The sequence below is a fragment of the Sphingobium ummariense RL-3 genome (assembly GCF_000447205.1).
GTDB lineage: Bacteria > Pseudomonadota > Alphaproteobacteria > Sphingomonadales > Sphingomonadaceae > Sphingobium > Sphingobium ummariense.
The window spans coordinates 22,098-46,286 of the sequence record NZ_AUWY01000108.1; the positions used below are offsets into that span (position 1 = coordinate 22,098).

Consider the following 24,189-nt stretch of genomic DNA (forward strand, 5'->3'; position numbering starts at 1 on the left):
CATTACATCGTCATGCAGAAAGGAAATCGACATGGCCGCAAACGCTCTTGTGCAGACCCGGATCGACGGAGCGGTGAAGGAGGAAGCCGCGACCGTGCTGGCTGCTATGGGGCTGACCGTCTCCGATGCCGTGCGCCTGATGCTGACCCGCGTTGCCCGCGACAAGGCCTTGCCGTTTGAACCGCTGGTGCCCAATGCCGAGACGATCGAGGCCATGAAGGAAGCGCGCGAGGGAAAGGGCAAGCGGTTCGCCACGGTGGTCGACCTGATGGCCGACCTCAATGCGGACGATTGAACGCTTCGGGCGGTTCAAGCGCGACTACAAGCGGGAGAAGAAGGGGCAGCACGCCAAGACGCTGGACGCTGACCTGATCCCGATCATCGAGGCGCTGGCATCCGACGAGCCGCTTGAACCGCGCCACCGCGACCATGCGCTGACCGGCGACTGGCGCGACCATCGCGATTGCCACATAAAGCCCGACCTCGTGCTGATTTACCGCAAGCCCGATGACGACACCTTGCAGCTTGTGCGCTTGGGATCGCACGCGGAATTGGGTTGGTGACGCCCGCGCATGGCGAGCTTATACGTTTGTCGGGTATGTCAGCCAGAGGCACGATTACGGGTTAGGTGTGATCAGCGAGCATCCGATGCCAACAAGCTTTTGCAGAAGACATCAATCGCAGAGATGCATTCGGCAGGCGCTGCTTGAAACAAAAATGAGGGCCATAAATCACTTTCACCCTCAAATTCTGACAAATTTGCCGTTAGTTCACGACTGGTGAGCGAGAAATGAGCCGATCGCGTTGGGCTTGAAGAGCCGACCGCTCGCTCCACCGTCGTGACCCCTACGTTGATGACCGGCGGATGCTGGCCCGGTAGACGATGCTGCCGAGAGCGACGACGACGCCCATGATGGCAAAAGATTCCATGCTCGAATGGCTCAAAAGCCAGATCGTGAGAAGGAAACCCTATTTCCGTGATTTGCTCGATCACATGCTCAGGGTTGAGAGCGCCATCACCGGCATCCGCGACATCCTGATCTCGGTGTTCGAGGCGAGTCACCTGCTCGAACAGCAGCGCCAGGGTGCGATCACGCGTCAGCTTGCCGCCTGGGCCGCGATCCTCGCGGTGCCTACCGCGATTGCCGGAATCTACGGCATGAATTTCGAGAATATGCCCGAACTGAAGACGCAATGGGGATATTTCGTCATCCTCGGCGTCATCGCTGCGGTCTGCATTGGGCTCTACATCCGGTTCAAACGTAGCCACTGGCTTTGACGGCGCAGATCGGCTTTCCACATCGCGCCGGGCTGAGGCTGCCGGGGGCCGGCCGCCATAACTCAATGCTTTCGCAGAACCTCGGCGCGGTGCCGGTCCAACGCATCGAGCAAAGCCCTGCCGATCAAAGGCTTTGCGAGAACGTGATCGAAGCCCGCCTCGGCGGCCCGCCAGGCCAGCAGCGTGTCGTGAAAGCCTGAGATCATGATGGCGCGTCCCGACCATCCGATCTCGCGAAGGTGACGCAGCATCGCGAATCCGTCGATGTCGGGCATGCGATAGTCGAGGATGACGCAGTCTGCCTCCTTCGCGCGGGGGTCGGCCAACAGCGCGTGGCCGGTCGTATATCCCCACACGGCATAGCCGCGCGATCTCAGCAGCAGCTGGAGGCCACGCCGCACGCCGGGATCGTCGTCGGAGACGAGGATGGTGTATCTGCCATCATGCTGAGTGGAACGGACCGATGGCATTGCGAGAAGCGGACACCCGTGTGACGATTGCACCATCGATCGCATATCGCGCCTCGTCCCGTCGCTACGTAGAGGTCGCAGTCACTTCGGCTTGCGGCCCATGCCCGCGGCAAAGGCGATCCGCAGGGCTTCGGACAAATTGCGGACCTCGAGCTTGGCCATCAGGCTCGCGCGATGGACCTCGACCGTTCGCGATGAACAGCCCAGGTCATAGGCGATCGTCTTATTGGGCAGGCCGTTCGCCAGCCCTTCCAGCACTTCACGCTCCCGGGGCGTCAGTGCAGCGACCCGCACGCCGGCTTCAGAGGTTTCCAGAGTGCGAAAGTCGACATCGTCGAGACGCGCGAACGCGCGGCTGACGGCGCCGAGCAGGGCCGCTTTCTCGAAGGGCTTCTCGAGAAAGTCGACCGCGCCGCCTTTCATGGCCTGCACCGCAACCGACACGTCGCCATGGCCGGTCAGGACGATGACCGGCATGTTGACCCCGCGTGCTGCCATGGCGGCCTGAACCTCGAGACCGTCCATCTCGGGCATGCGCACGTCAAGGATGACGCAGCCGACGGCCGCCGACTTCGCCTCCTTGAGAAACTCCACGCCCGAGGCATAGGTCACGACGTCGTAGCCCGCGGTCTTGAGCGCAAAGCTCGCCGCCTTGCGGATGCTCTCCTCGTCGTCGACCAGATGGATGACGCGTCTATCCCCCATGTTCCTCCTCCGCCCGCGCATGGATCAAGGTAAAATGAAAGCGGGTGCCGCCACGGTCGGGGCGCTCCATCCAGATACGGCCGCCATGCGCTTCGATGATGGTCCGGCAGATCGAGAGGCCGAGGCCCATGCCGTCGGCCTTTGTCGAGTTGAACGCCGTGAAGAGCTGCTCGCGGATTCCGTCCGCGATGCCGGGACCGGTATCCTCCACGGTCACCTCGATCAGCCCGTCAGGGCGCAACCTGGTCGCCACCTTGAGGTCGCGAACCGGACACTCCGCCATCGCCTCGATGGCATTGCGCATCAGGTTGACCAGCACCTGCTGGATCTGCACCCTGTCGACGAGGACCAGCGTCGCGGCGGGATCGACCGCAAAGAAGCTGCGGATGCCGCGCTCGCGTGCACCGACCAGCGCGAGCTGGCTCGCCTCGGCGATGACCTGCGGCAGCTCGTGGAGGCTCTTGTCGACCTCGCCGCGGGCGACGAAATCGCGCAGGCGCCGGACGATATGGCCGGCCCGCAGCGTTTCCTGTGCCGCATCATCCATCACCGACCGTAGCGACACGAAGGGTTCGTCGTCCCGCTCGTCGAGCATGTCGCGGATCGTCTCGAGATAGAGCGCGACCGCGGCAAGCGGCTGGTTGAGCTCATGCGCGAGCGTCGAGGCCATCGTGCCCATCGCGCTCAGCCGAGAGACATGGACCAGCTCTGCCTGCAGTTCCTTGAGCCTGAGCTCATCCTGCTCCTTGGCGGTGAGATCCCGGATAAAGCCGGTGAACAACCGCTGCCCGTCTTCACCGGCCTCGCCGACCGACAGCTGCATCGGGAAGGTTGAGCCGTCGCGGCGCTGGCCGACCACGACGCGACCGAGGCCGATGATCCGGCGCTCGCCGGTCTGCAGATAATGCGCGAGATATTCGTCGTGACGGTCGCGATCGGGCTGGGGCATAAGGCAGGAGACGTTGCGGCCGACGAGCTCGGCTTCGCTGTAGCCGAACAGGCGTTGTGCCGCTGCGCTGAACGACGTGATGGCGCCGGTCTCGTCGATGATGATCATCGCATCCGGCACCGTCGCCAGAATCGATTGCAGATGCTGCTCGCGGGTCTCGATCGATGCGCGGACCGCCGCCTCGTCGGTGACATCGCGGCTGATGCAGGCGAAGCCGCGATGTGTGTCGCCTTCGAACAGTGCGGTGATCGTCAGGCGCGCCAGATATTCCGCGCCGTTCTCGCAGACCCGCCACGCTTCGCGCTCCAGCGTGCCCTCGTGAAGGGCGGCCGCCAGGTCTGCGCCTGGACGCCCCGCCGCAATCTCGTCGGGCGGGTAGAACAGGTCGTGGGGCTGTCCCAGGACGCGATCGAGCGGCCAGCATTCGGCACGCTCGCCTTCTTCATTATAGCTCAGCACCATCCCGGAAGGATCGAGCAGCGTCAGGACGTGGCCGCCAGCCTGTCGCAGGAACAGCGGCGCAAGCCGCGCCACCTCCCTGGCAATCTCGTCGGGCCCGCGCCTCGTGTAGACCATCGGCCGGCTCACACGCCCGGCCGGGCGCACGTATCCGGGCGTAGCCGGACCGTGCCACTCAGCGCCGCGCGAGTATGGCCTTCATCTCGTCGATTTCCTGCCGCTGCGAGCGCTTGATCGATTCGCAAAGCCGGATGACTTCGGGATCGCTCAGCTTTGCTTCCTGGCACATCAGGATCGCGCCGGAGTGGTGTGGGATCATCGAGCGCAGAAAGGCCGTGTCGCCGATCGTGGTCTGCGTGCGGATGAACGCGAAGCTGCCCAAGAAGGCGACCAGCGACGCGGCGATCAGCGCGATGTTGGCGGCCTTCGACGGGAACATGTGCCGCATGGCGAGGATCATGAGCACCACCATCGGTGAGACCATCATCAGCGTCATGTAGAGCATGTTGAGGTTGTTGTAGAAGCTGTCGAGCCCGTCGATCATGACGAACATCACCAGATACATGATGACGCCGCTGATGACGGTCTGGAAGGCCAGGCTCCAATAGGCGCCCATCTTCCGTGTGCTCATGTGGGACGAATGATCCATGGCGTATCTCCTTCGTTCGGCGCAGGCCGACCTGGGTCTCAGTGTAACGCCCCGCTCTCCTGTTCGCCCCCGCCATCAGCCGTCCCGATGCTAGAACCAGAAGCGGATGCCGGCGACGAAGCTGGTGGCATGGACGTCCTCGCCGGCAAGCCTCGACAGCCGCGCCGTGTCGCCGGCTTTGCGCAGATAAGAGACGCCGATATAGGGTGCGAACTGGCGGCTGAACTCATAGCGCAGGCGCGCGCCGAGCTCTATGTTGACCAGCCCCGAACCGATGTCGTTCTCCGGAATATCCTGCGCGGCGAAATTGACCTCGGCGCGCGGCTGCAAGATCAGGCGCTGGGTAATGCGCTGGTCGTAATAGCCCTCGACCCGGCCCAGAACATCGCCCTTGGTCGAGAGGAACAGCGCGCCTTCGACTTCGAACATGCCGGGAGCCAGGCCCTCGACGCCGACCGTCGCGTAAGTGCGGTCGGGCCCGCGGCCGAAGTCCTGGCGGATACCGCCCTGAAGATTGAAATAGGGGTCGATGGCCCGGCTATAGAGCACCTGCACCTCCGCGCTGTCGATGCCGCGGCCGAACTCGCCTTCGCCCTCGCTCTTGAGCCAGAGCCGGTTGATATCGCCGCCGTAAAAGCCTTCGCCATCCCAGCGATAGCCATCGCGACCGCTATGCGCTTGATACTCGAACAGGTTGAGCAGCACCTGCCCGAAATTGTTGCCGCCGCTGTCCTTCATCATGATGTCGCGTGAGCGCGCCATCTCGGCGCCGGGAAAATCACGATCGGCGAAGTGGTCGCTGGGGGGAGGCGGCGGGGGCGCATTGCCGGCCGGAAGCGCCGTGCCGGTCATTTGCATGCCGGGCATGGCGGTCTGGCCATGCTGCGAATGGTCCATCCCGGGCATGTCCGGCATCGCGCCGTCCTGATGCTGGGAGTGGTCCATGCCCGGCATGTCCGGCATCGCGGGAGACGCGGGTTGCGGCTGACCGGCCGCATCTCCCTGCGGCGCAGGACTGGCCTGGTGCTGCGAATGGTCCATCGCCGAGGTGGCGTCTGGCGCTGGTGTCTGAGCGCGCGGCCTGGCGGCGGCCTTGTCCTTCTTCTTCTCCTGCGCCGGCGGCACCTCGCCCGGCGGCGCCATGCCGGGCATGCCGTGCATTGAATGATCCTGGGCAAAGGCGGGCGCGGCAGCGAAAAGGGCGATCGCGCTCACCAGCGGCGTGAGGATGCGGGTCATTACGCGTCTCCCTTCGGACGGACGCTCACGACCCGCATCATCCCGGCATGCATGTGGTAGAGGAGATGACAGTGGAAGGCCCAGTCGCCGACCGCGTCGGCGGTGAAGTCCCAGGTCACCTTGCCGCCGGGCTGGACGATTACCGTATGCTTGCGTGGCGCATGATCGCCATGCCCCGTCACCAGCTCGAAAAAATGCCCGTGAATATGGATCGGATGCCCCATCATCGTGTCGTTGATGAGATTGACGCGCACCCGCTCGCCTTCGATGAAGGGGATCGGCTCGTGATGGTCCGACATTTTTTCGCCGTCGAACGACCACATGAACCGCTCCATGTTGCCGGTGAGGTGAATGTCGATGCTGCGGCTCGGCGCGCGCACGTCCGGATTGCGATCGAGCGCCATCAGGTCCCTGTAGACAAGCACCTTGTGGCCGACGTCGGCGAGGCCCTGGCCGGGCTCGCCGGTGCGGTCGACGGGCATCGGCGAGATGGTCTGGACGCTCGGGTCGCGCTTCACCTGCGGCGCGTTCGAGAAGTCTCGCATCTTCATCGACCCCATCGCGTGCCCGCCATGGTCCATGCCCGCCATCTGGCCATCGGCGCCCATCGCGCCGTGGTCCATCCCGCTCATCGCGGAATGATCCATCCCCGAATGATCCATGCCTGCCATGGCGCTATTGTCCATGGTCGCCATCGCTGCCGCCGCGCCGGTCGCGAGGCGCGCGGACGCGTTCTTCTCGGCCGTCGGATCGACGCCCCGCATAGCGCCGCCCGACATGTCCATGCCTTCCATGCCCGGCATCGAGGACATGTCCATGCCCATGTCCTTCATGTCGGCGAGCGGCCGTTTGCGTAAGGGGGGAACCTCGCCGGCCATGCCGGCGCGCGGCGCGAGCGTGGCACGCGCCATGCCCGAGCGGTCGATCGCCTCGCCGACAAGGGTGTAGGCCTTGTCATCGCCTGGGCTGACAACGACGTCGTAGGTCTCGGCAACACCAACCTGGAACTCGTCGACGGTGACCGGCACCACATTCTGCCCGTCGGCCTGGACGATGGTCAGCGGCAGGCCGGGGATGCGGACGTTGAAGGTGGTCATCGCCGACGCATTGATGACCCGCAGCCGCACCCGTTCGCCCGGGGTGAAGAGCGCGGTCCAGTTGTCCATCGGACCATGGCCGTTGACGAGATAGGTGTAGGTGGATCCGGTCACATCGGAGATGTCGGCCGGGTCCATCCGCATCTGGCCCCAGTCGAGCCGGTCCTTGAGCGGCTGATCCTTGCCCGACAGGAGCCCGGCCAGGGTCTGGCGCTGGAAATTGAAATGGCCGGGGTTGACCTTGAGGCGCCGGAAGATCGCCTGCGGCGAGAGCGCGCTGTGATCGGCGAGCACGATGACATGCTCGCGGTCATAGGCGACCGGATCGGCACCGGCGGGATCGATGATGATCGGGCCGTAATGGCCTTCCTGTTCCTGCAGGCCTGAATGGCTGTGGTACCAGTAGGTGCCGCTTTGCACGACGGAGAACTGGTAGAGGTAGTTCGAGCCCGGCTTGATGCCCGGAAAAGACACGCCCGGCACACCGTCCATATTGGCCGGCAGGATCAGCCCGTGCCAGTGGATCGAGCTGTCCTCCTCCAGCTGATTGATGACGTTGAGCCGCACGCGCTGGCCCTCGCGCAGCCGGATCAGCGGGGCGGGGACCGTGCCGTTGAGGCCGATTGCCCGGAACTTGCGCCCGTCGATGGTCATCGACTGCCGGGCGATGGTGAGCGTAATGTCTTCGCCCGACACGGTCGGCAGCGTCGGTCGCATCCCCGGCGAGATCGTCTGCGCCCAGGCCGGCAGCCAGGCTGACAATGCTGCGCCGCCGCCGGCGAGGGCCGCGCCGCGGAGGAACTGGCGGCGGTCGAGAGCAGAAATCATTCGGTTGTCTCAGCTTTAAGAAAGAGGGCGTACCTATTGGGAATACGCAGCATGGCCTCATCCCCCTCAAACTTTCTTTAATATTTCCGAAAGGCGTGCCCTAGCTCGATAGAGGCGCGTTTCGACCGCCTTCTGGCTGATCCCGAGAATTTCGGCGGTTTCAGCTTCCGATTTCTCGTCGATCGTACGCAAAATAAGCGTGTCCTTGAGGGAAGACGGCAGGGCAGCAATCGCTTTCATTGCTTGCGCGAGCTGCTGTTCGGCCCCGATCGCCTGATCGGGCAGCGGTGCGTCGTCGGCGACGCCGTCCGCCTCGCCGAGCGGTAGGGCTAGGGCAAAGAAATTTCGAACCGCTCGCCGACGCCGCCAGTCATGGCATTTGTTGATGACAATCCGGGACATCCAGACCTGGAAGGGTCGGGTTACGTCATAGCGGTTGAGTGCGGCAAAGGCCGCGACGAAGCTCGCCTGGGTGACATCCAATGCCTCATCCATAGATCCGACATGGCTGCGCACGAGCCGGTGAACCCAACCTTGATGCCGGCGGACCAGCTCGCCATAGGCCGCTTGCCGGCCTCCAAGCGCCAGAGCCGCGAGCTCCCCGTCCGAGCAGTCGGGGAGGCACGCGGTCATTCGGATTTGGCCGTCAGCGCTTTCACCACGGCGTCGTCGAATTTGTCCGTCTGATCCGGGCGCAGCACGGCCCGCATCGCGAAGATATGCTCAAGTGTTTCTTTCTGCAGCGCGCCCATGGCCTGGTGCGAGCGATCCACCGCAGTTGCGACTTGCGGGCCATAGCCATGCTCCGCTTCGATCGCTTCCGCGAGACGCGCATTGTCGGCGCGCAATTCGGCCTCCAGCGCTTGACGCCGGATCGCGTAGTTCTTCTCGATTGTCTCGAGTCGGCTGTGTTGCGCTGAATTCAGCTTCAGATCGCGATGGAGCAGCTCGTGCAGCTCATTTTCGACCGGGCGCACTGGAACCACATAGACGCGGCCAATGACAACGCCAGCGATCGCCGCGGCGAAGGTCACCAGGACGAGGAGCAGGAGCCGGCGGCGGTCGCGCATCACTGCGAGCTCAGCAGCGTCGAGGGCGCAAGCGCGAGCCGAGCATCGAAGGGCGATAGCGGTTTGGCATCAGCAGACCGTGTCGAAACTGCCGAGCCGGCAATTCCGATGAACAGCGCGGTTGCGGCCGCGATGCCGAACGTCATAGCGCCAAGGCTTGGTATGGCCCGGATGCGCGCTATTTCCGCCATGACCCGGCTTTCCAGGCCGCCGAGCCTGGGATCGAGAGGCGCATCGCGCAACCGCGAGAGCAGGTGGTCAAGTTCATCCATGGTGCTTCTCCGTCTTCATCCATCAATACGCACGATGGTCCAGGAACCCTTGCTGTAGATTGAAAAGAATAATTGCGAGGGGTGGGGGCTCGGGCTGCGTATTGTCTCATGGGATCTACAGGAGAATGTTCCAATGCGTTTCTTTTCGCCTCTCGCAGTTATCGCCGCCGTCGGCCTGAGTGTTTCTGCTCCGGCCTACGCGCATCCCAAGCTTGTGTCCTCGACGCCCGCCGCGAACGCCAGCGTCTCGGCGCCTTCGCGTATCACGCTCACCTTCAGTGAAGGTCTGATGCCGAAGCTGTCGGGCGCCGAGATCGTGATGACCGGCATGCCCGGCATGCCCAACCACCGCATGGCGGTAACCGGCTTCAAGACGTCCGTCGAAGGCGACAAGACGCTCGTGCTGACGCTCGCCAAGCCGCTCATGGCGGGCAGCTATCAGGTCGCCTGGCACGTCGTCTCGACCGACACGCACCGCATCCAGGGCAATCTCGCCTTTACCGTCAAGTGACGCCATGAACGACGTGGCACTCGTCGCCGTCCGCTGGGCGCTCTACGTCGATCTCGGCCTGTTGTTCGGCCTGCCGCTGTTCGCGCTCTATGCGCCCGGCGGCGGCCGGATGGTACAGCGGCATCTGCCGATGGTAGCAATGGTGGCCGGTCTCGCCTGTCTCGCCCTCCTGCTGTCGGCGCTGGGGTTCGCGTTGCAGGCAGCGGCCATGACCGGGCTGCCGCTCACCCAGCCTGATCTTTCCATGGTCGCAGAGCTGTTCAACGGCACGTCCATGGGAACGGCGCTGAAGGCGCGCCTCGTCGCGCTCCTCGTTCTTCTGCTCTCCATCCCCTTCTATCGCCGGCAATCCCGTCCTGCCTTCATCGCCTCCACTCTGGCAGGCGCGGTCGCACTCGCGACCCTCGCCTGGAGCGGGCATGGCGCGGCCGGCGAAGGCGAGGCGGGCTGGCTGCAACTGGGGGCCGATCTCATCCATCTGCTCGCCGCGGGCGCCTGGGTCGGCGCGCTTGCCGCATTCCTTGCGCTGGTTCTTACCAGGCTCGCAACCGATGATCTCGCCACTGAAGACATGGACCGGGTCATGCTCGCCGAGGAAGCGCTGCGGGGCTTCTCCCTCGTCGGCACGATCATCGTCGCCCTGCTGATCCTGACCGGGACGGTGAACGGCTGGTTCCTGGTCGGCCCGGGCAACATCGCGTCTCTCGGGCAGTCGACCTACGGCCTGCTGCTCATCGCCAAGCTGCTGCTCTTCGCCGGCATGCTGGGCCTGGCCGCGCTCAACCGTTATCGCCTGACCCCGGCACTTGCGCAGGCGATCGAGGAAGAGGACGCGCCACGGGCGCAGGCGCTGCTGCGCGCGAGCCTCGTCGTCGAAGGCGGTCTTGCGATCGTCATTCTCGGGCTGGTCGCCTGGCTGGGGACACTGTCGCCACCCATGTCGATGTAGCTTATCGTTTCGGACGCCTCGCGTTGGGAGAAGCCAATGCAATCCTACACCCCGCCGCTCGGGACCGGATCGACGAAAGACTATGATCGCGCGATCCGCCTGTGGACGCGGGAGAAGCGGTGGCGTGCCGCCATGCTCGCCGCCCTGGCGCCCAAAGCCGGTGAGACGGTCGTCGACGTCGGCTGTGGCACCGGCAGCTTCGCGCTGATGCTCAAGCAAGCCGAGCCCAGGACGCAGGTGATCGGTCTCGATCCCGATGCCGAGGCGCTCGACATCGCGCGGCACAAGGCCGCTGCGCGGCAGGCCGATATCGACTGGCGTCAGGGATTTGCCAGGGACGTGGCCCCGGGCACCGCCGACGCTGTCGTATCGAGTCTCGTGCTGCATCAGATGCCGGTCAGGGAGAAGGCGGCAACCCTGCGCGCCATGTTCGCCATGCTGCGCCCGGGTGGCCGCCTGGTGATCGCAGATTATGGCCGCCAGCACGGTCTCATGCGGCTCGCCTTTCGCCTGACCGTGCAGCGACTCGATGGCATCGATGATACCCGACCCAACGCCGACGGCGTGCTCCCCGGCCTGATCGCGGCGGCCGGCTTCAGGCATGTGGCCGAGACGTTTCGGCTCTTGACCATCACCGGCGCGATCGAATTGCTTACCGCGCATCGACCGGCGCAGGCCCAGGGCCTTACGGTTGCGAACGACCTTGGCTGATCCCGGCCGAGCGACCGGGTACGCCGATTTGGCCGCTTAGGCGATTACGTATTGACCCTGACACGGTGTCAGACCCTAGATCGTCAGGCGTCGAAAGGAGCAAGGCGATGAACGAGACACATGGAGCGGCGCATGGCGGCGGTTGCTGCGGCGGCCACGGCGGCGCGAAAGCGGCGACCGGCATCAAGGACCCGGTCTGTGGCATGACCGTCGATCCGGCGACCACCGCGCACCATGCCGATCATGGCGGTGAACGCTATCATTTCTGCAGCGCGGGCTGCCGGGCAAAGTTCATCGCCGATCCCGAGCGCTATCTCGGCCCGCCGGCACCGCCGTTCGCAGCGCCCGTGGGCACGATCTGGACCTGCCCTATGCATCCCGAGATCCGGCAGGACCATCCCGGGTCCTGTCCGATCTGCGGCATGGCGCTCGAACCCGCGACCGTGACCGCCGACAGCGGTCCCAGCCACGAGCTGGTCGATTTCACGCGGCGTTTCTGGGTTGGCCTGGTGCTGGCCCTGCCGGTGCTGATCCTCGAGATGGGGGCGCACCTGTTTCCTGTGATCCATCGCCTCGTGCCGATGTCGACCTCGGTATGGATCCAGTTCGTGCTGGCGACGCCTGTCGTGCTCTGGGCGGGCTGGCCGTTCTTCGAGCGTGGCTGGGCCTCGCTCAAGACCCGCAACCTCAACATGTTCACCCTGATCGCGATGGGGACGGGGGTCGCCTGGATCTACAGCGTCGTCGCGACGCTCGCGCCTCAGCTGTTCCCGCCTGCCTTCCGCGGCGAGGACGGCATGGTTGCCGTCTATTTCGAGGCCGCCGCGGTGATCACCGTTCTCGTGCTGCTCGGCCAGGTGCTCGAACTGCGCGCGCGTGAGCGGACCTCGGGCGCGATCAAGGCGCTGCTCAACCTCGCGCCCAAGACCGCGCGCCGGATCGCCGCCGACGGGAGCGAAGAGGAGATCAGTCTCGATCTGGTCGCGGTCGGCGACCGCCTGCGCGTGCGGCCGGGCGAGAAGGTGCCGGTCGACGGCGTAGTCGAGGACGGCCGCTCCTCGCTCGACGAGTCGATGGTCACCGGTGAATCCATGCCCGTCACCAAGGCCAAGGCCGACACGGTGATCGGCGGCACGCTCAACCAGACCGGTGCGCTGGTGATCGTCGCCGACAAGGTCGGACGCGACACCATGCTTGCGCGGATTGTCCAGATGGTCGCCGAGGCGCAGCGCTCGCGCGCGCCGATCCAGCGCATGGCCGATCAGGTGTCGGGCTGGTTCGTGCCCGTGGTCATCGCGGTTGCGGTGGTCGCGTTTATCGCCTGGGGTATCTGGGGCCCCGAGCCGCGCTTCGCCTATGGGCTGGTGGCGGCGGTCGCCGTGCTGATCATCGCCTGTCCCTGTGCACTGGGTCTCGCCACGCCGATGTCGATCATGGTGGGCGTCGGCCGCGGCGCCGGACTCGGCGTCCTTATCAAGAATGCCGAAGCGCTCGAGCATATGGAGAAGGTCGACACGCTCGTCGTCGACAAGACAGGCACGCTGACCGAAGGCCGCCCTGCCGTCACCCAGGTCGTGCCGGCGCCCGGCTTCGACGAAGCCGAGTTGCTGCGGCTTGCCGCCTCGGTCGAACGGGCTTCCGAACATCCGCTCGCGCTGGCGATCGTCGAGGCTGCGAAGGATCGCGCCATCGCCACGAGCGACGTCACCGACTTCGACTCGCCGACCGGGCGCGGCGCGCTCGGTACGGTCGAAGGGCGGCGCATCGTCCTCGGCAATGCGCGGTTCCTCGCCGACGAGGGCGTCGCCACCGAGGCGCTCGCCGGCCAGGCCGACGCACTGCGACGCGATGGCGCCACCGCAATCTTCATCGGAATCGACGGCACCGTCGGCGGTGCCTTCGCCATCGCCGATCCGGTGAAGGCCACGACGCCAGAAGCGCTCGCCGCGCTCAAGGCGGAGGGTATTCGCGTGGTCATGCTGACCGGCGACAACCGCACGACAGCGGAAGCGGTCGCCCGGCGCCTGGGCATCGACGAGGTCGAAGCCGAGGTGCTGCCCGATCAGAAAAGCGCCGTGGTCGCCAAGTTCAAGCGCGAGGGGCGGGTGGTCGCCATGGCCGGCGACGGTGTCAACGACGCCCCCGCGCTGGCCGCCGCCGATGTCGGCATCGCCATGGGCTCGGGCACCGACGTCGCCATCGAGAGCGCGGGCGTGACCCTGCTCAAGGGCGACCTCACCGGCATCGTCCGGGCGCGTAAGCTCAGCCAGGCGACCATGTCGAACATCCGCCAGAACCTCGTCTTCGCCTTCATCTACAATGTCGCGGGCGTGCCGGTGGCGGCGGGCGCGCTCTATCCGCTGTTCGGCATCCTGCTCTCGCCGATCATCGCGGCCGCCGCCATGGCGCTCTCCTCGGTCAGCGTGGTCACCAACGCGCTGCGACTCAACCGGAAGGCGCTGTGAACATCGGCGAGACGTCTCGGCGGAGCGGCGTCTCGGAGCGGATGATCCGCCATTATGAGAAGATAGGCCTCATCCCGGCGCCGCCGCGCCGGGGTGCGGGCTATCGCGACTATGACGAGCGCGATCTTCATCGCCTGCGGTTCATCGCCAATGCGCGCGATCTGGGGTTTCCGATCGAGGAGATCCGCACTCTGCTCGGCCTTTGGGCGGATACGGGTCGCGCGAGTGGCGAGGTGAAGCGGCTTGCGCTGGCCCGTGCCGAGGAATTCGAGCGCAAGGCGGCAGCGCTGACGGCGCTGCGCGACACGCTGGTCGATCTCGCCGAACGCTGCCACGGCGACGCGCGGCCGGATTGTCCGATCATTGCCGAACTCGCCACGGGCCGATCCGCATAACGTCCGATGTCGCAGGATGGTGAAGCCTAATGGCGATCGTCCTCAGGCGATCCGTTCAGGTCCACAGCAAACGCGATCCGTAGCAAGTCGGGCAAACTTTGGGCTCCCAGTTTGACCATCAGGCTGGCTCGATCCAGCTCGACCGTGCGCGGCGTGGTACCGAGTTCATCTGCGATAAAGCTATTGGGATAGCCTCGCGCAATCCCTCTAAGAACGGCCCGTTCGCGCTGCGTCAGTCTCGCGGCTTTCGACAGCGCGTCGGCCTGTTCTGCGGCACGCCCGGTTATATTCTCCAGCGAGCTGAAGGCGCGGTCGATCGCGCCAAGCAATGCGGCCTTTTCGACCGGTTTGGCGAGAAAGTCGGCAGCGCCCGCCTGCATTGCCTGCACGGCGAGCGTGGGATCGCCATTGCCGGTGAGCATGACGACAGGCATATCAATCCCGCGTCGCGTCAGCTCCACCTGGACCTGAAGGCCGTTCATGTCCGGCATGTGCATGTCGAGGATCACGCAGCCTTTCTTCGCGTCACCCGCGGCCGACAGAAACTCCGGCCCCGAAGCGTAGGCCTCGACGGCGAAGCCGGCGGTACGCAACGTGAATCGCAGTGCCTTTCGGATTGTCTCTTCGTCATCGACGATGTGAACGACGCGCTTGTTCCCCATACTCCTCGGATCGATCTGGAGTGCCGCGCCGCAAAGGCACCGCTATTGGGGAGGCCTCTTACGGGCAGGACCATGGTCCAAGGTCAAGGCCGAAATATTGCCGCAGCAGTTCCAACGGCGCAGGTGCTCGACATCGCCCCGATACGGCGGCTCTTACCACTGGAGTTCGGGCACCTCCGTCTGGTCTCCTGGAAGGGGGGCGCCCCAAAACGCGGCGGCCGAAAACGTACACGCCCTCAACGGGGCTGAACGCGCTACCTGCAAAAAGGGGCGTGAGGCCCAAAAGTGCGTCTGTCGGGCTCGACTTCAGAGCCGCAAAGCTCGGGCACCTGCTGGGGACATACGAGCCGTTCTAGGCCTCACCTCAAGATTTGTTCGCCAGACAACGCTAAGCTGGAAATACTGAGAACATCCTAGGCGACGAGCCGAAGTCTGCCGTTCGGGTCGTGGAGTGCTCGGTACCCGCGGTTGCCGCTGAAAGATGCATCTTCCCAAAGGTAGTCACCTGTGAGGCCGATATGCGACCAACCCAGAGGTGAGACGTGCGCTAGCAGTGTTTCGTCGATCTCAATTCCCGAGTACCGCAGGTGATCGGCGGCCCGGCCGAGATAGAGGGCATTCCAGTATGCAATGGCGGCGATGAGCAAGTTGAGCCCAGATGCGCGGTATTGCTGGTTCTCAAGAGTTCGATCGGTGAACCGGCCCTGGCGGTTGGTGTAGACGGCGTCTGCCAGAGCGTGCCGGGCCTCTCCCTTGTTCAATCCGGCTTGGCAGGCGCGGCGCAAATCAGGCTGTTCCAGCCAGTCGAGCGTGAACAACGTCCGCTCGATGCGGCCAAGTTCGCGAAGGGCAAGGTCAAGCTTGTTCTGCCGGCGATAGGCGGAAAGCTTGCGCAGGATGATAGACGGAGCAACAGTTCCTTCCCGAATTGAGGCGGCCATTCGGACGAGATCATCCCACTCTGCCTCAATGGTGCCGACCTTGATCGCCTGGCCGAACAGACATTCGATGCCTTTGTAGTTTGCACCGGATACGATGGTTCCGAGCCGCCGGTCTGCAAGATCACGCATTCGAGGGACGAAACGGAACCCGAGCAGGTGGCACAGGCCAAAGACGTGATCCGACGCACCGCCGGTATCGGTATACAGCTCCTTCAGTGGCAATTCGCGGGCCCCTAGCATCAGGCCGTCGAGCACGTATGGGGCTTCGTTTGCGGTGGCAGACATGATGCGCGAACTGAACGAGGCAAAATGGTCGGAAAGGTGCGAGTAAATTTTGATACCTGGCTCGTGACCGTATTTTGCGTTGATCTCGGCTGCGCCCGATCGGATCCGGCCGGTGCGGAAGAACTGGCCGTCGGATGATGCACTGACACCTTCGCCCCAGTTTCGCGCGAACGGGAGGCGGTGATGTTCGCGCACAATCTGGGCCAGAGCAGCCTCGTAGTTATCGGGCGAGATATACCAGTTCTGGGTCCAGGCGAGCTGCGCATATGTGACGCCCTGGCTGGCGTTGGCCATGCGTTCGACGCCGAGATTCGTACCATCCGCCAGAATGGCGGCGAGCACGGCAGCGGGCTTATCGTGCTCCTTGCCCGAGCGGACATCCCGAAATGCAGAGAGAAATCCGGTACGTTCAGCGACTTCGAGCAGGAGTTCGGTAATTCGGACGCGCGGGAGTAGGGCATCGAGTTTGCGGTCAAGAGCTTCCGCTTCTGGTGGAGTCGCCGCTTGCAGCGGAACGACTTTCAGCTTTTCGCGAACGAGCGTCACGCCAGGCAAGCGGCCGGTCCGCAGCTGATGCGCGAAGTGACGCAATCGCCGATCAAGTTCGGCGCTCTTATGAGCCAGATATTCTCCGGAATTCACGTTGATCGGCAGTTCGGAGATTGCCGATTGTGCGGCCTTGCGGGGGAGCAGATAGGCGTCGAAACGCTGGTAAGCCCGCGTTCCTTCGACCCAGACATCGCCCGCTCGCAGTTTATCTCGAAGTGTCGCCAGCACGGCCGTCTCGTAGCGCGGACGGCTGACCTTTCCTCCCTCCATTATCAATTTGGACCAATGCCGATTGGAAAAGGGCATCGGCGGGTTTGCTGGCAACTGCGTACCCCAACTGCCGTTGGCCTGCTTGAGGAGATCGAGAGCGGAGAGCAGGTTGGTCCCGCTGCCCGAGGCCTTGAACGTGAATGTGTCGAGGAAGTTGCGGGAGAACCGGCGCAGTGTAGCGTATCGCTCGGTTGCAAGAACCAGAGTGTCCTCCTGAGCGAGATCCGCCAAGGCATCGACGTGCGGACGGGCTGCCATCAGGCGATGCCAGCCCACCATCTCATCGACCAGGACCAGCGGATCGCCGCCAGTTTCCTCTGCCATATCCAGCGCCGCGATCGTTGCACCAAACAGTCGCATGAGCTTGCCGACCGAAGGTGCTGTGTCCTGATAGCGGCGTTCCTGGCCACGCTTGGCTCGGGTGAACAGCCCGCCAATGAGGCGCTCGAACATCAGGATTGCGGCATCTGCAAGCTTGACCTCGAGATTGACGACCGCGGCTGCCAGCGTCGCTCTGCGGCGATTGTGGGAATAGTCGGCCAACAGAAACGGCGGAGCGACGCTGCCCTCGCGCACGAATTGGCCAAAGCGGAAGCCCGTGGTTGCTAGGCTGATTGCCGGTTCAATCCCGAGATCACGTATGAACCGCAGCCGCTTGAGAAGCGCATTCATGTTCTTGGTTGACGGAGATCCGGGCATATCCCGCAACCAAGCCAGCGGCGTCATACCAAGGGCTGGGTCATTGATCAGGAGTGCGTCGAGCAACTCCAATGTACTGCCGCCCAGTTCGGCGACGATTTCCGATGCTGCGCGCTTACGAGCGCGTGCTCTCCCGGCAAGCCCGGCCCGCTCGAGGGTGTCGGGCGGGGGCAGAATAAAGCGCTCCGCCTTCAGGTTATCCATCAAGGATCTGGCAATTGTTTCTCCGCGGTCACTGCGCATGGCTGCACGGGCTGCAAGTTCAATAGCGTGGGCAACATCCGCGCGTGTGAACGGCCTAAGACCGAGGTAATCAGCGGCAATTGAGCTGTGGTCGGTTCGCGTTTGCGGACGTTGGCCATAGGCACCGTATGTGCCCGGAGCGACGCCAAGCTGCGCAGACAGGTAGTTGAGTATAGCATCGGGGATGTCCGAGTTCGTGCGCAGCCCAAACCCAGGATGCCGCAGTAAGGCAAGGTGAGCAGCAATACCGAGCCGATTAACGGGGCCTCGTCGCTTTCCGATGATATCCAGGTCTTCGACCGTCAGCGTGTAGTTCCTGATGATCGAGAAGTGGTCGGTTCTTGGTAGGAATAGCCGCTCGCGCTCTTCCCGCGTCAGTAAATTGCGCCGCGCCATGTTGTACCCCGCCTGAGTCGGAATGACCCCCCAATCGGTCAGGCTAGACCCGCGCAATGGGGCAGGCATGCAAAAAGGTTATTGCAGAGTTTCAGAGACATCTCCGGCTTAGCGTTGTCTGGCGAACGAACCTTGAGGTGCCCCCCTGTTTCGCCGGGTGCAGGTGCGCCGCTACAAGGCGCGGGCTGCGGTCAAGGGGCGGCGGATCGAGACGATTTCTGGCCGCGAAAGCTGGGATCTGCGCAAGACGTTGCCGAAGTCGGCGGTGCCGGCGCGCACCGAATATGATGTGGGAGAGGGGGCGTTGCACCCGGGTTCGATCGGGCCGATCTGGCGGGCAATGATCCGGCGCGCCTTCGACAAGGGCGCGCTGAGCGACCTCACCGCCGATGATCTGGCGCAGTTGCTCAAGGGCGTGAGCGCGCATTCGACGCGGGTGGGCTTGAACCAGGATCTGTTTGCGAGCGGCGAGGATCTGGCGGGGATCATGGATGCGCTACGCTGGAAGAGTCCCCGGATGCCGCTCGCCTATAATCGCAATCTGGCGGCAGAGCAGGGTGCCGCCGGCCGCTTGATCGCGAAAATCGGGTGATTAGATCTTGAGCTGCGCATAATTAGGTATTTGTGACGGTGTTTGAAAATTCCGAGTGCGCCAGATCACGCGGATTAGCGTTCCAGCGAATGTCCGACGGAATCGGAAAAGAAAACCCGCCCGTCTTTTGACGGGCGGGCAAGGAAAGGTGTCTACGTCTTACCGAGACTCCTTCGGGTCGCTGGCTGATGCTATGCCTTCGTGTTTCGGATTCAAGGCTAAACTAGCGGGGCTGAGCAGTTTCTCAGGCTGTGTACATCGCCGCGACCGACGGCCTGGAAATATGCGCTAGCCTTGCGTTTATGCGCAATCATGATAGATGTATTATATATACATGATTGGAGCGCGAGTCGTGGACGGTGTCTCGAAAATCAGAGAAGAAGAGCTGACTCCTTTGGTGGAGGAATTTTACGCGCGGGTCCGCGCCGACCCCGCGCTTGGGCCGATTTTCAACGATGCGATCGATGACTGGCCGGAGCATCTTGGGAAGCTGACTGCGTTCTGGTCCTCCGTCATGCTCACCAGTGGCCGATACAAGGGGCAACCGGTGCCGGCCCATTTGAAGCATAAGGCCAGGATAACGCCCGCGCTGTTCGAGCGGTGGTTCGCACTCTGGGTTCAAACGACCAATGACAGGATGACGCCCGAAGCGGCAGCGGCGCTACAAGCGAAGGCGCGGCGCATCGCCGAGAGCCTGCAACTGGCGATGTTCTTCCAACTGGAGGAACGGAGTGCTGCATCGGTCGCCAACGCGGAACGTAAGGATGCCATCGAGCGACCAGGGCAAACCCATGGCTGAAATCTTGCCTTACCGTTCCACGCCGGTGTTCAACCAGGACACTCTGCCGGCTGCCTTGCGCGCGCGACATGACACGAAGGCTGGTGTTTGGGGCGTGATCCGGGTTTTCGAGGGCGAACTCCGGCTAACCTACCTCGAGCCACCTTCGGAGATCGTCCTGACGCCTGACCAGCCTGGCTTGATTCTCCCTCAGCAACCGCATTTCGTAACGCCGACAGGGCCGATGAAGATGCAGGTGGATTTTTACGATCACATTCCCAAGCTCTGACATTCCGGGATTTTCAACGCATTCAAAAAGGAGAAGTTGATGACGCAGCCCCTCAGCGATCAGACCATTGCGCTCGTCAAGGCGACCGTCCCCGCGCTCGAAGCGCATGGCCTCGACATCGTGAACGAGATGTATTCCCGGATGTTCCAGAACCCGAACATTCGCGACCTTTTCAACCAATCGCACCATGGTGATGCCGGTTCGCAGCCGCGGGCACTGACCGGCGCCATTCTCGCCTATGCGAGCAACATCGAAAATCTCGGTGCGCTTGCCCCGGCGGTCGAGCGGATCGCGCAGAAGCATGTTGGCCTGCAAATTCTGCCCGAACATTATCCGCACGTTGCCGAGGCGCTCCTGGGGGCGATCAAGGCGGTGCTGGGGGATGCGGCCACCGATGAAATTCTCGCTGCCTGGGGCGAAGCCTACTGGTTCCTGGCCAACATCCTGATCGCCCGCGAGCAGCGAGTCTACTCAGAACAGAAGGATGCGACCGGCGGATGGAATGGCTGGCGCGATTTTCGCGTCGAGGACGTCGTGCGTGAGAGCAGCGTCATCAATTCCTTCGTTCTGCGCCCCGTTGATGGCGGGGCCGTCATGCGGCACAAGCCCGGGCAATATCTGACCTTCTGGCTTGAAATTCCGGGACATCCGCCAGTCAAGCGCAACTATTCGATTTCAGCAGCCCCCAACGGCGAAACCTATCGCATTTCGGTCAAGCGTGAGCCGCTTGGTCTTGCGTCAGGCTGGCTTCATGATGAAGCCAAGCCGGGCACGGTGCTCAAAGTTGCCGCGCCTGCAGGCGAATTCTTCCTGGCAGCGCATGTCGAACGCCCGGTGATCCTCCTGTCGGGCGGCGTGGGGCTGACCCCGATGGTGGCCATGCTCGAAACGCTTGCTGAGGGCGAGGCGGGAGTCCCCGTGCACTATGTCCACGGAACTCATGACCGCGATACCCACGCAATGCGTGATCATGTTCGCGCTGTCGCTGGGCGGGGCAAGTCAATCACCGTCACCGATTTTCATCAGACCCCGCTCGAAGATGAAGTCGCAGGACGGGATTATGACGTCGCCGGCATCATTACCGATGAATGGCTGGTCGCCAACACGCCTGTAGGTGAGGCCGATTACTATATCTGCGGACCACGCCCGTTTCTGCGGCACGCCGTCTCGACCTTGTCGCTGGCTGGCGTCCCATCCGACCGCATTCATTACGAATTCTTCGGTCCGGCGGACGAATTGCTCGCCGCCTGACTGAGCGCGGAAAAGGGCGACATCGCCCTTCTCCGCGTCTACTCAAACCGCCATGTCGGCGTGATCTCGGACTTCTGGACGCACTTGGGCGTCAGCGACAGGTTCCTCGACGAGAATCGCGAACTTGGCACCCTGGTAATAGATGCTGGGCCGATGCCAGGCCCGCGTCACGACGACGACCGTTCCGTCGATCTCGATCTCTTCGCCTGCCTGGGGTGACCGCGCGAAGTGAAAACTGCCCCGGGCTGCTGGGGAACTGCTATCGCCAGCCAAAACGTCAACGAGCATTTACTTCTCCTCCTTATTCAACGGGCGGTCTGTGATGGTGGATAGCGCCACGGCTTGCCCTGGCCGATCGCTGCGTCAAACTGCGTTTCGGCGAAGCTCCAATTTGCGAGCCTGTTCCACCAGGACGTGATCCAGCCCGCGCGATCCTGGCGGTAATCGATGTAGTAGGCATGCTCCCACACATCGCAAGCAAGCAGCGGCGTCACCCCTTCCTCAAGGATTGGGCTACCCGCGTCGTGGGTAGAGATCACCTCGAGCTTGTCGCGCTTCGCGATGAGCCAGACCCAACCCGATCCGAAATGGCCCGTTCCTTCAGCGGAAAAACGCTGTCTGAGCGTTTCGAGACTCCCGAATTCGGACGAAATGGCGCTGGCGAGCAGCCCGGCAGGTTTAACCGTTTTCGGCGCCATGCTCTCCCAAAAGAAGCTATGGTTCCATGCCTGGGCTGCATTGTTGAAGACGCCCTTCGCGCCGCTGCCGTGCGCGATACGGATGATTTCCTCGAGCGTGTGGGCCGAGAAATTCTGCTCGGCCAGCAGCCGATTGAGCGTTTCCACGTAGCGTGCGTGATGTTTGCCGTGGTGGATCTCCAGTGTTTCCGCCGAGAGGACAGGCTCGAGATCCTTGGTCCCATAGGGCAGGGGAGGCAATTCGAAGACGAGCCTCTCAAGGTCGGATTGAGGTATTACAGCATTGCGGCTTTGATCAGCCATCGCTTGTCTCCTTGAGCAGAAATAGCGCCGGAAATCGTTTCGGCCGAGGCGTGATGATGCGGCACCATCCGGCGCAGATAAGTCGGTAGGAAGGCCCTGATGATGAGCGCTGCGGGACCATTGCTGATGCAGCCGCACAGGGCGCTGCAATGGTCTTTGGTGAGAACGGTCAATGTGCATAGGACAGCTCCGCCCTTCGCGCATCGAGCGCGGCCATGCACAGGGCGATTGCCTCAACCGGGTGATGGGCTGTCCATTGGCCAAGCTCGCCCACCACGGTGGTTCCCTGGGGGCCGGCTTCGATCCAATAGCCGGATGGCACCAACATAGCGGCAGCGCGGCAAGTCGCCGTGTAGAGCAGTGCCCGAACGTGGTTGCCGTCGTCCTGCAGCCAGACTCCCGGAGCAATAACGGTCAAGCTGCGCAGTGCCGGAAATACGGCCAGCGCAATCCGTGCATCAATGTCGCGATCGGGTTCACTCGCGCCCTTGCAGGCGGAGATGGCGTCGACGAGGCTGTCGTCATGGCCAATCGCCCTCACGCGGCACAGGGCGCGCACGGCGATCATGACGCGCCTGCAATCCGGAGTTTGGGAACTGCCTCATCGGGGTGGCGGCTGACGGGTGAGCAGACCGGTTGGAGAAGGCCGTCTCCAATGGCGTAGACCCAACCGTGAAGCGTTAGCGCAGCGTGCCGCGCCCAGGCCCGAAGAACCAATGGGTTGGCTGCGAGTGCTTTCACCTGGGCGCGGATATTATGTTCGCACAAACGGTCCGCATTGGTATCCGGGGTGCAGCAGACTGTTTGATAGAGCTCACGCACCGGTGCGAGCCAAAGCCCGATCGCGTCGTCCCTGTCCGGTGCCATTGCCGCTTGAATCCCGCCGCACCCGTAATGGCCCACGACGATGATGTGCTCGACCTTCAAAACATCGACCGCGAACTCCAAGGCGGCGGCGAAGTTAGGATCGCTCGGCGTGGCGAGATTGGCGACGTTGCGATGAACAAACATCTCGCCGGGATCGAGATCGACGATTTCGGTGGCCGGCACCCGGCTGTCCGAACAGCCGATCCAGAAGTAGCGTGGCCGCTGCTGGCCTACGAGCCGTTTAAAGAATCCGGGATCGATCAGGGTTTTGGCGTCAGCCCATACGCGGTTGCGGGCCAACAGGTCGGAGAGGCCGCCGTCGTCTGCTCCGTCGGCGGCGGTCTGTCTTTTTCCACTCTCCTCCAATTGCCTCATTGCCCGGGAGCCTGCAGATCGACGACCCGAAGGTAGGGCTTCAGTGTCTTGTAGCCTTGTGGGAACTGCCGGGATGCCTCCTCGTCCGACAGCTTCGGCGATATGACGACCGGCTCGCCAGGTTCCCAGTTGACGGGCGTTGCGATGCTACGGGCATCTGTAAGTTGAAGGCTGTCGATGGCACGGAGAATCTCGGCAAAATTCCGACCGGTCGAAGGCGGGTAGGTCAGGATCAGCCGCACCTTGCGTGACGGATCGATGACGAAGACGGAACGGACAGTGACCGTCGGGTCGCTCTCGGGGTGGATCATGTCGTAGAGCGCCGACACCTTGGTGTTGGCATCCGCGATCATCGGGAAGTCGAGTTTCGTCCCTTGGGTTTCGTGAATGTCGAGCTCCCATTTGTGATGGGCTTCGACCGGATCCACCGAGAGGCCAATGGGTTTGACGTTGCGTTTGTCCCATTCGGACCGGAGCTTGGCAACCTCGCCCAGTTCCGTCGTGCAGACCGGCGTAAAATTCTTGGGATGGCTGAACAGGACACCCCAGCTTCCGCCGAGCCAATCGTGGAAGCTGATGCGACCGTGCGTGCTGTCCTGCTCGAAATCGGGGGCGATCTGCCCGAGCTGAATGGCCATGGGAACTCCTTCATATCGCAGATCTGATGTGGAGATGGACGAAGCATCATACAAACGAATGTTATTATTATTTATCAGCAAAGATATTGGATATAAATTAGCGCCGGGTTCCCGGTCCGAGCCCCACGATCACGAGGAGGGCTATCGGCATGGCGAACAGCACTATCCCATTGCCGTCCCCTTCGGCGACGAAGCCGTTTTGGCGGAGCAAATCGACAAAAAGGCGGATCGAGACGAAGGCGATGCTTGCGGCGAAAATCAGATAGAGCCCGGACATGGAGGGCGGGCGCTCTGGTCCACGCGCT

General features: G+C 63.2%; 28 protein-coding genes and 2 pseudogenes. 12 read left to right on the plus strand and 18 right to left on the minus strand.

Features of this window, described 5'->3' with window-relative positions; genetic code table 11:
- The first annotated feature begins 31 nt into the window (after nt 1–31).
- From M529_RS39950 to M529_RS39960, 3 genes and pseudogenes are all read left to right on the plus strand, one after another.
- Nucleotides 32–295 carry a type II toxin-antitoxin system RelB/DinJ family antitoxin gene (locus tag M529_RS39950; protein WP_004212689.1) on the plus strand — a complete coding sequence of 88 codons (264 nt, stop codon included), beginning with the start codon at nt 32–34 and terminating at the stop codon, nt 293–295.
- A complete protein-coding gene (locus tag M529_RS39955) occupies nt 282–563 on the plus strand; it encodes a type II toxin-antitoxin system YafQ family toxin (protein WP_004212690.1) in 282 nt (93 codons plus the stop codon). The genes M529_RS39950 and M529_RS39955 overlap by 14 nt, the downstream gene beginning before the upstream one ends.
- A gap of 401 nt (nt 564–964) precedes the next feature.
- Nucleotides 965–1,279: pseudogene (locus M529_RS39960) on the plus strand (CorA family divalent cation transporter); the annotation flags it as partial.
- A gap of 62 nt (nt 1,280–1,341) precedes the next feature.
- Here the strand turns inward: M529_RS39960 and M529_RS39965 are convergent.
- The 9 genes from M529_RS39965 to M529_RS40005 form a co-directional block, all read right to left on the minus strand.
- Nucleotides 1,342–1,749 (minus strand): response regulator, encoded by a 408-nt coding sequence (locus M529_RS39965; protein WP_007683354.1) that lies wholly within the window; start codon nt 1,747–1,749, stop codon nt 1,342–1,344.
- A gap of 81 nt (nt 1,750–1,830) precedes the next feature.
- Nucleotides 1,831–2,454: a response regulator transcription factor gene (locus tag M529_RS39970; RefSeq protein ID WP_007683357.1), complete on the minus strand. Its 624-nt coding sequence runs from the start codon at nt 2,452–2,454 to the stop codon at nt 1,831–1,833.
- The gene (locus M529_RS39975; protein ID WP_007683359.1) at nt 2,444–3,979 is read right to left on the minus strand and encodes a two-component system sensor histidine kinase NtrB; all 1,536 of its coding nucleotides are present in this window, start codon (nt 3,977–3,979) and stop codon (nt 2,444–2,446) included. Before M529_RS39975 ends, M529_RS39970 begins: the two co-directional genes overlap by 11 nt.
- 58 nt (nt 3,980–4,037) lie before the next feature.
- Nucleotides 4,038–4,511 (minus strand): DUF305 domain-containing protein, encoded by a 474-nt coding sequence (locus M529_RS39980; protein ID WP_007683361.1) that lies wholly within the window; start codon nt 4,509–4,511, stop codon nt 4,038–4,040.
- Between the two features lie 90 nt (nt 4,512–4,601).
- Nucleotides 4,602–5,750 (minus strand): copper resistance protein B, encoded by a 1,149-nt coding sequence (locus M529_RS39985; protein WP_007683363.1) that lies wholly within the window; start codon nt 5,748–5,750, stop codon nt 4,602–4,604.
- Nucleotides 5,750–7,675, minus strand: a complete 1,926-nt coding sequence (locus M529_RS39990; protein WP_007683365.1) for a copper resistance system multicopper oxidase — start codon at nt 7,673–7,675, stop codon at nt 5,750–5,752. The genes M529_RS39985 and M529_RS39990 overlap by 1 nt, the downstream gene beginning before the upstream one ends.
- A gap of 66 nt (nt 7,676–7,741) precedes the next feature.
- Nucleotides 7,742–8,308 carry an RNA polymerase sigma factor gene (locus M529_RS39995; RefSeq protein ID WP_007683367.1) on the minus strand — a complete coding sequence of 189 codons (567 nt, stop codon included), beginning with the start codon at nt 8,306–8,308 and terminating at the stop codon, nt 7,742–7,744.
- Nucleotides 8,305–8,745, minus strand: a complete 441-nt coding sequence (locus tag M529_RS40000) for a periplasmic heavy metal sensor (RefSeq protein WP_007683368.1) — start codon at nt 8,743–8,745, stop codon at nt 8,305–8,307. The genes M529_RS39995 and M529_RS40000 overlap by 4 nt, the downstream gene beginning before the upstream one ends.
- On the minus strand, nt 8,745–9,017 hold the full coding sequence (locus M529_RS40005) for a hypothetical protein (RefSeq protein WP_007683370.1): 273 nt from the start codon (nt 9,015–9,017) through the stop codon (nt 8,745–8,747). The genes M529_RS40000 and M529_RS40005 overlap by 1 nt, the downstream gene beginning before the upstream one ends.
- A gap of 133 nt (nt 9,018–9,150) precedes the next feature.
- Between M529_RS40005 and copC the strand changes: the two genes are divergently transcribed.
- From copC to cueR, 5 genes are all read left to right on the plus strand, one after another.
- Nucleotides 9,151–9,528: a copper homeostasis periplasmic binding protein CopC gene (gene copC / locus M529_RS40010; RefSeq protein WP_007683372.1), complete on the plus strand. Its 378-nt coding sequence runs from the start codon at nt 9,151–9,153 to the stop codon at nt 9,526–9,528.
- A gap of 4 nt (nt 9,529–9,532) precedes the next feature.
- Nucleotides 9,533–10,477, plus strand: a complete 945-nt coding sequence (gene copD, locus M529_RS40015) for a copper homeostasis membrane protein CopD (RefSeq protein WP_020820523.1) — start codon at nt 9,533–9,535, stop codon at nt 10,475–10,477.
- 36 nt (nt 10,478–10,513) lie between these two features.
- The gene (locus M529_RS40020) at nt 10,514–11,188 is read left to right on the plus strand and encodes a class I SAM-dependent methyltransferase (protein ID WP_020820524.1); all 675 of its coding nucleotides are present in this window, start codon (nt 10,514–10,516) and stop codon (nt 11,186–11,188) included.
- 107 nt (nt 11,189–11,295) lie between these two features.
- Complete coding sequence (locus tag M529_RS40025; protein WP_020820525.1) at nt 11,296–13,653, plus strand: heavy metal translocating P-type ATPase; 2,358 nt, start codon at nt 11,296–11,298, stop codon at nt 13,651–13,653.
- Entirely contained in the window at nt 13,650–14,048 is a 399-nt protein-coding gene (cueR, locus tag M529_RS40030) for a Cu(I)-responsive transcriptional regulator (RefSeq protein ID WP_020820526.1), read from the plus strand. Before M529_RS40025 ends, cueR begins: the two co-directional genes overlap by 4 nt.
- Nucleotides 14,049–14,074: 26 nt before the next feature.
- Here cueR and M529_RS40035 read toward each other — a convergent pair whose 3' ends face one another.
- Together M529_RS40035 and M529_RS0124875 are read right to left on the minus strand one after the other, a co-directional pair.
- On the minus strand, nt 14,075–14,710 hold the full coding sequence (locus M529_RS40035; RefSeq protein ID WP_020820527.1) for a response regulator transcription factor: 636 nt from the start codon (nt 14,708–14,710) through the stop codon (nt 14,075–14,077).
- Nucleotides 14,711–15,123: 413 nt separating this feature from the next.
- On the minus strand, nt 15,124–18,093 hold the full coding sequence (locus tag M529_RS0124875) for a Tn3 family transposase (protein WP_025160581.1): 2,970 nt from the start codon (nt 18,091–18,093) through the stop codon (nt 15,124–15,126).
- A 142-nt stretch (nt 18,094–18,235) separates the two neighbouring features.
- Between M529_RS0124875 and M529_RS40040 the strand changes: the two are divergent.
- The 4 genes and pseudogenes from M529_RS40040 to hmpA form a co-directional block, all read left to right on the plus strand.
- Nucleotides 18,236–18,685, plus strand: a pseudogene (locus M529_RS40040) (integrase); the annotation flags it as partial.
- 319 nt (nt 18,686–19,004) lie between these two features.
- Nucleotides 19,005–19,484, plus strand: coding sequence for a group III truncated hemoglobin (locus M529_RS40045; RefSeq protein ID WP_020820530.1), 480 nt, complete (start codon nt 19,005–19,007; stop codon nt 19,482–19,484).
- On the plus strand, nt 19,477–19,752 hold the full coding sequence (locus M529_RS40050) for a DUF1971 domain-containing protein (RefSeq protein WP_020820531.1): 276 nt from the start codon (nt 19,477–19,479) through the stop codon (nt 19,750–19,752). The genes M529_RS40045 and M529_RS40050 overlap by 8 nt, the downstream gene beginning before the upstream one ends.
- Before the next feature lie 39 nt (nt 19,753–19,791).
- A complete protein-coding gene (gene hmpA / locus M529_RS40055) occupies nt 19,792–21,003 on the plus strand; it encodes an NO-inducible flavohemoprotein (RefSeq protein ID WP_004206960.1) in 1,212 nt (403 codons plus the stop codon).
- Nucleotides 21,004–21,045: 42 nt separating this feature from the next.
- Here hmpA and M529_RS40060 read toward each other — a convergent pair whose 3' ends face one another.
- The 7 genes from M529_RS40060 to M529_RS40085 form a co-directional block, all read right to left on the minus strand.
- Complete coding sequence (locus M529_RS40060; protein ID WP_020820532.1) at nt 21,046–21,291, minus strand: hypothetical protein; 246 nt, start codon at nt 21,289–21,291, stop codon at nt 21,046–21,048.
- A gap of 17 nt (nt 21,292–21,308) precedes the next feature.
- Entirely contained in the window at nt 21,309–22,004 is a 696-nt protein-coding gene (locus M529_RS40065; RefSeq protein ID WP_020820533.1) for a superoxide dismutase, read from the minus strand.
- The gene (locus tag M529_RS49345) at nt 21,977–22,177 is read right to left on the minus strand and encodes a hypothetical protein (RefSeq protein WP_021318857.1); all 201 of its coding nucleotides are present in this window, start codon (nt 22,175–22,177) and stop codon (nt 21,977–21,979) included. The genes M529_RS40065 and M529_RS49345 overlap by 28 nt, the downstream gene beginning before the upstream one ends.
- Nucleotides 22,174–22,572 (minus strand): hypothetical protein, encoded by a 399-nt coding sequence (locus M529_RS40070; RefSeq protein WP_020820534.1) that lies wholly within the window; start codon nt 22,570–22,572, stop codon nt 22,174–22,176. Before M529_RS40070 ends, M529_RS49345 begins: the two co-directional genes overlap by 4 nt.
- Nucleotides 22,569–23,246 carry a carbonic anhydrase gene (locus M529_RS40075; RefSeq protein WP_020820535.1) on the minus strand — a complete coding sequence of 226 codons (678 nt, stop codon included), beginning with the start codon at nt 23,244–23,246 and terminating at the stop codon, nt 22,569–22,571. Before M529_RS40075 ends, M529_RS40070 begins: the two co-directional genes overlap by 4 nt.
- Nucleotides 23,243–23,884, minus strand: a complete 642-nt coding sequence (locus tag M529_RS40080) for a peroxiredoxin (RefSeq protein WP_008828739.1) — start codon at nt 23,882–23,884, stop codon at nt 23,243–23,245. Before M529_RS40080 ends, M529_RS40075 begins: the two co-directional genes overlap by 4 nt.
- 97 nt (nt 23,885–23,981) lie before the next feature.
- A complete protein-coding gene (locus tag M529_RS40085; protein WP_020820536.1) occupies nt 23,982–24,161 on the minus strand; it encodes a hypothetical protein in 180 nt (59 codons plus the stop codon).
- Nucleotides 24,162–24,189 lie beyond the last annotated feature (28 nt).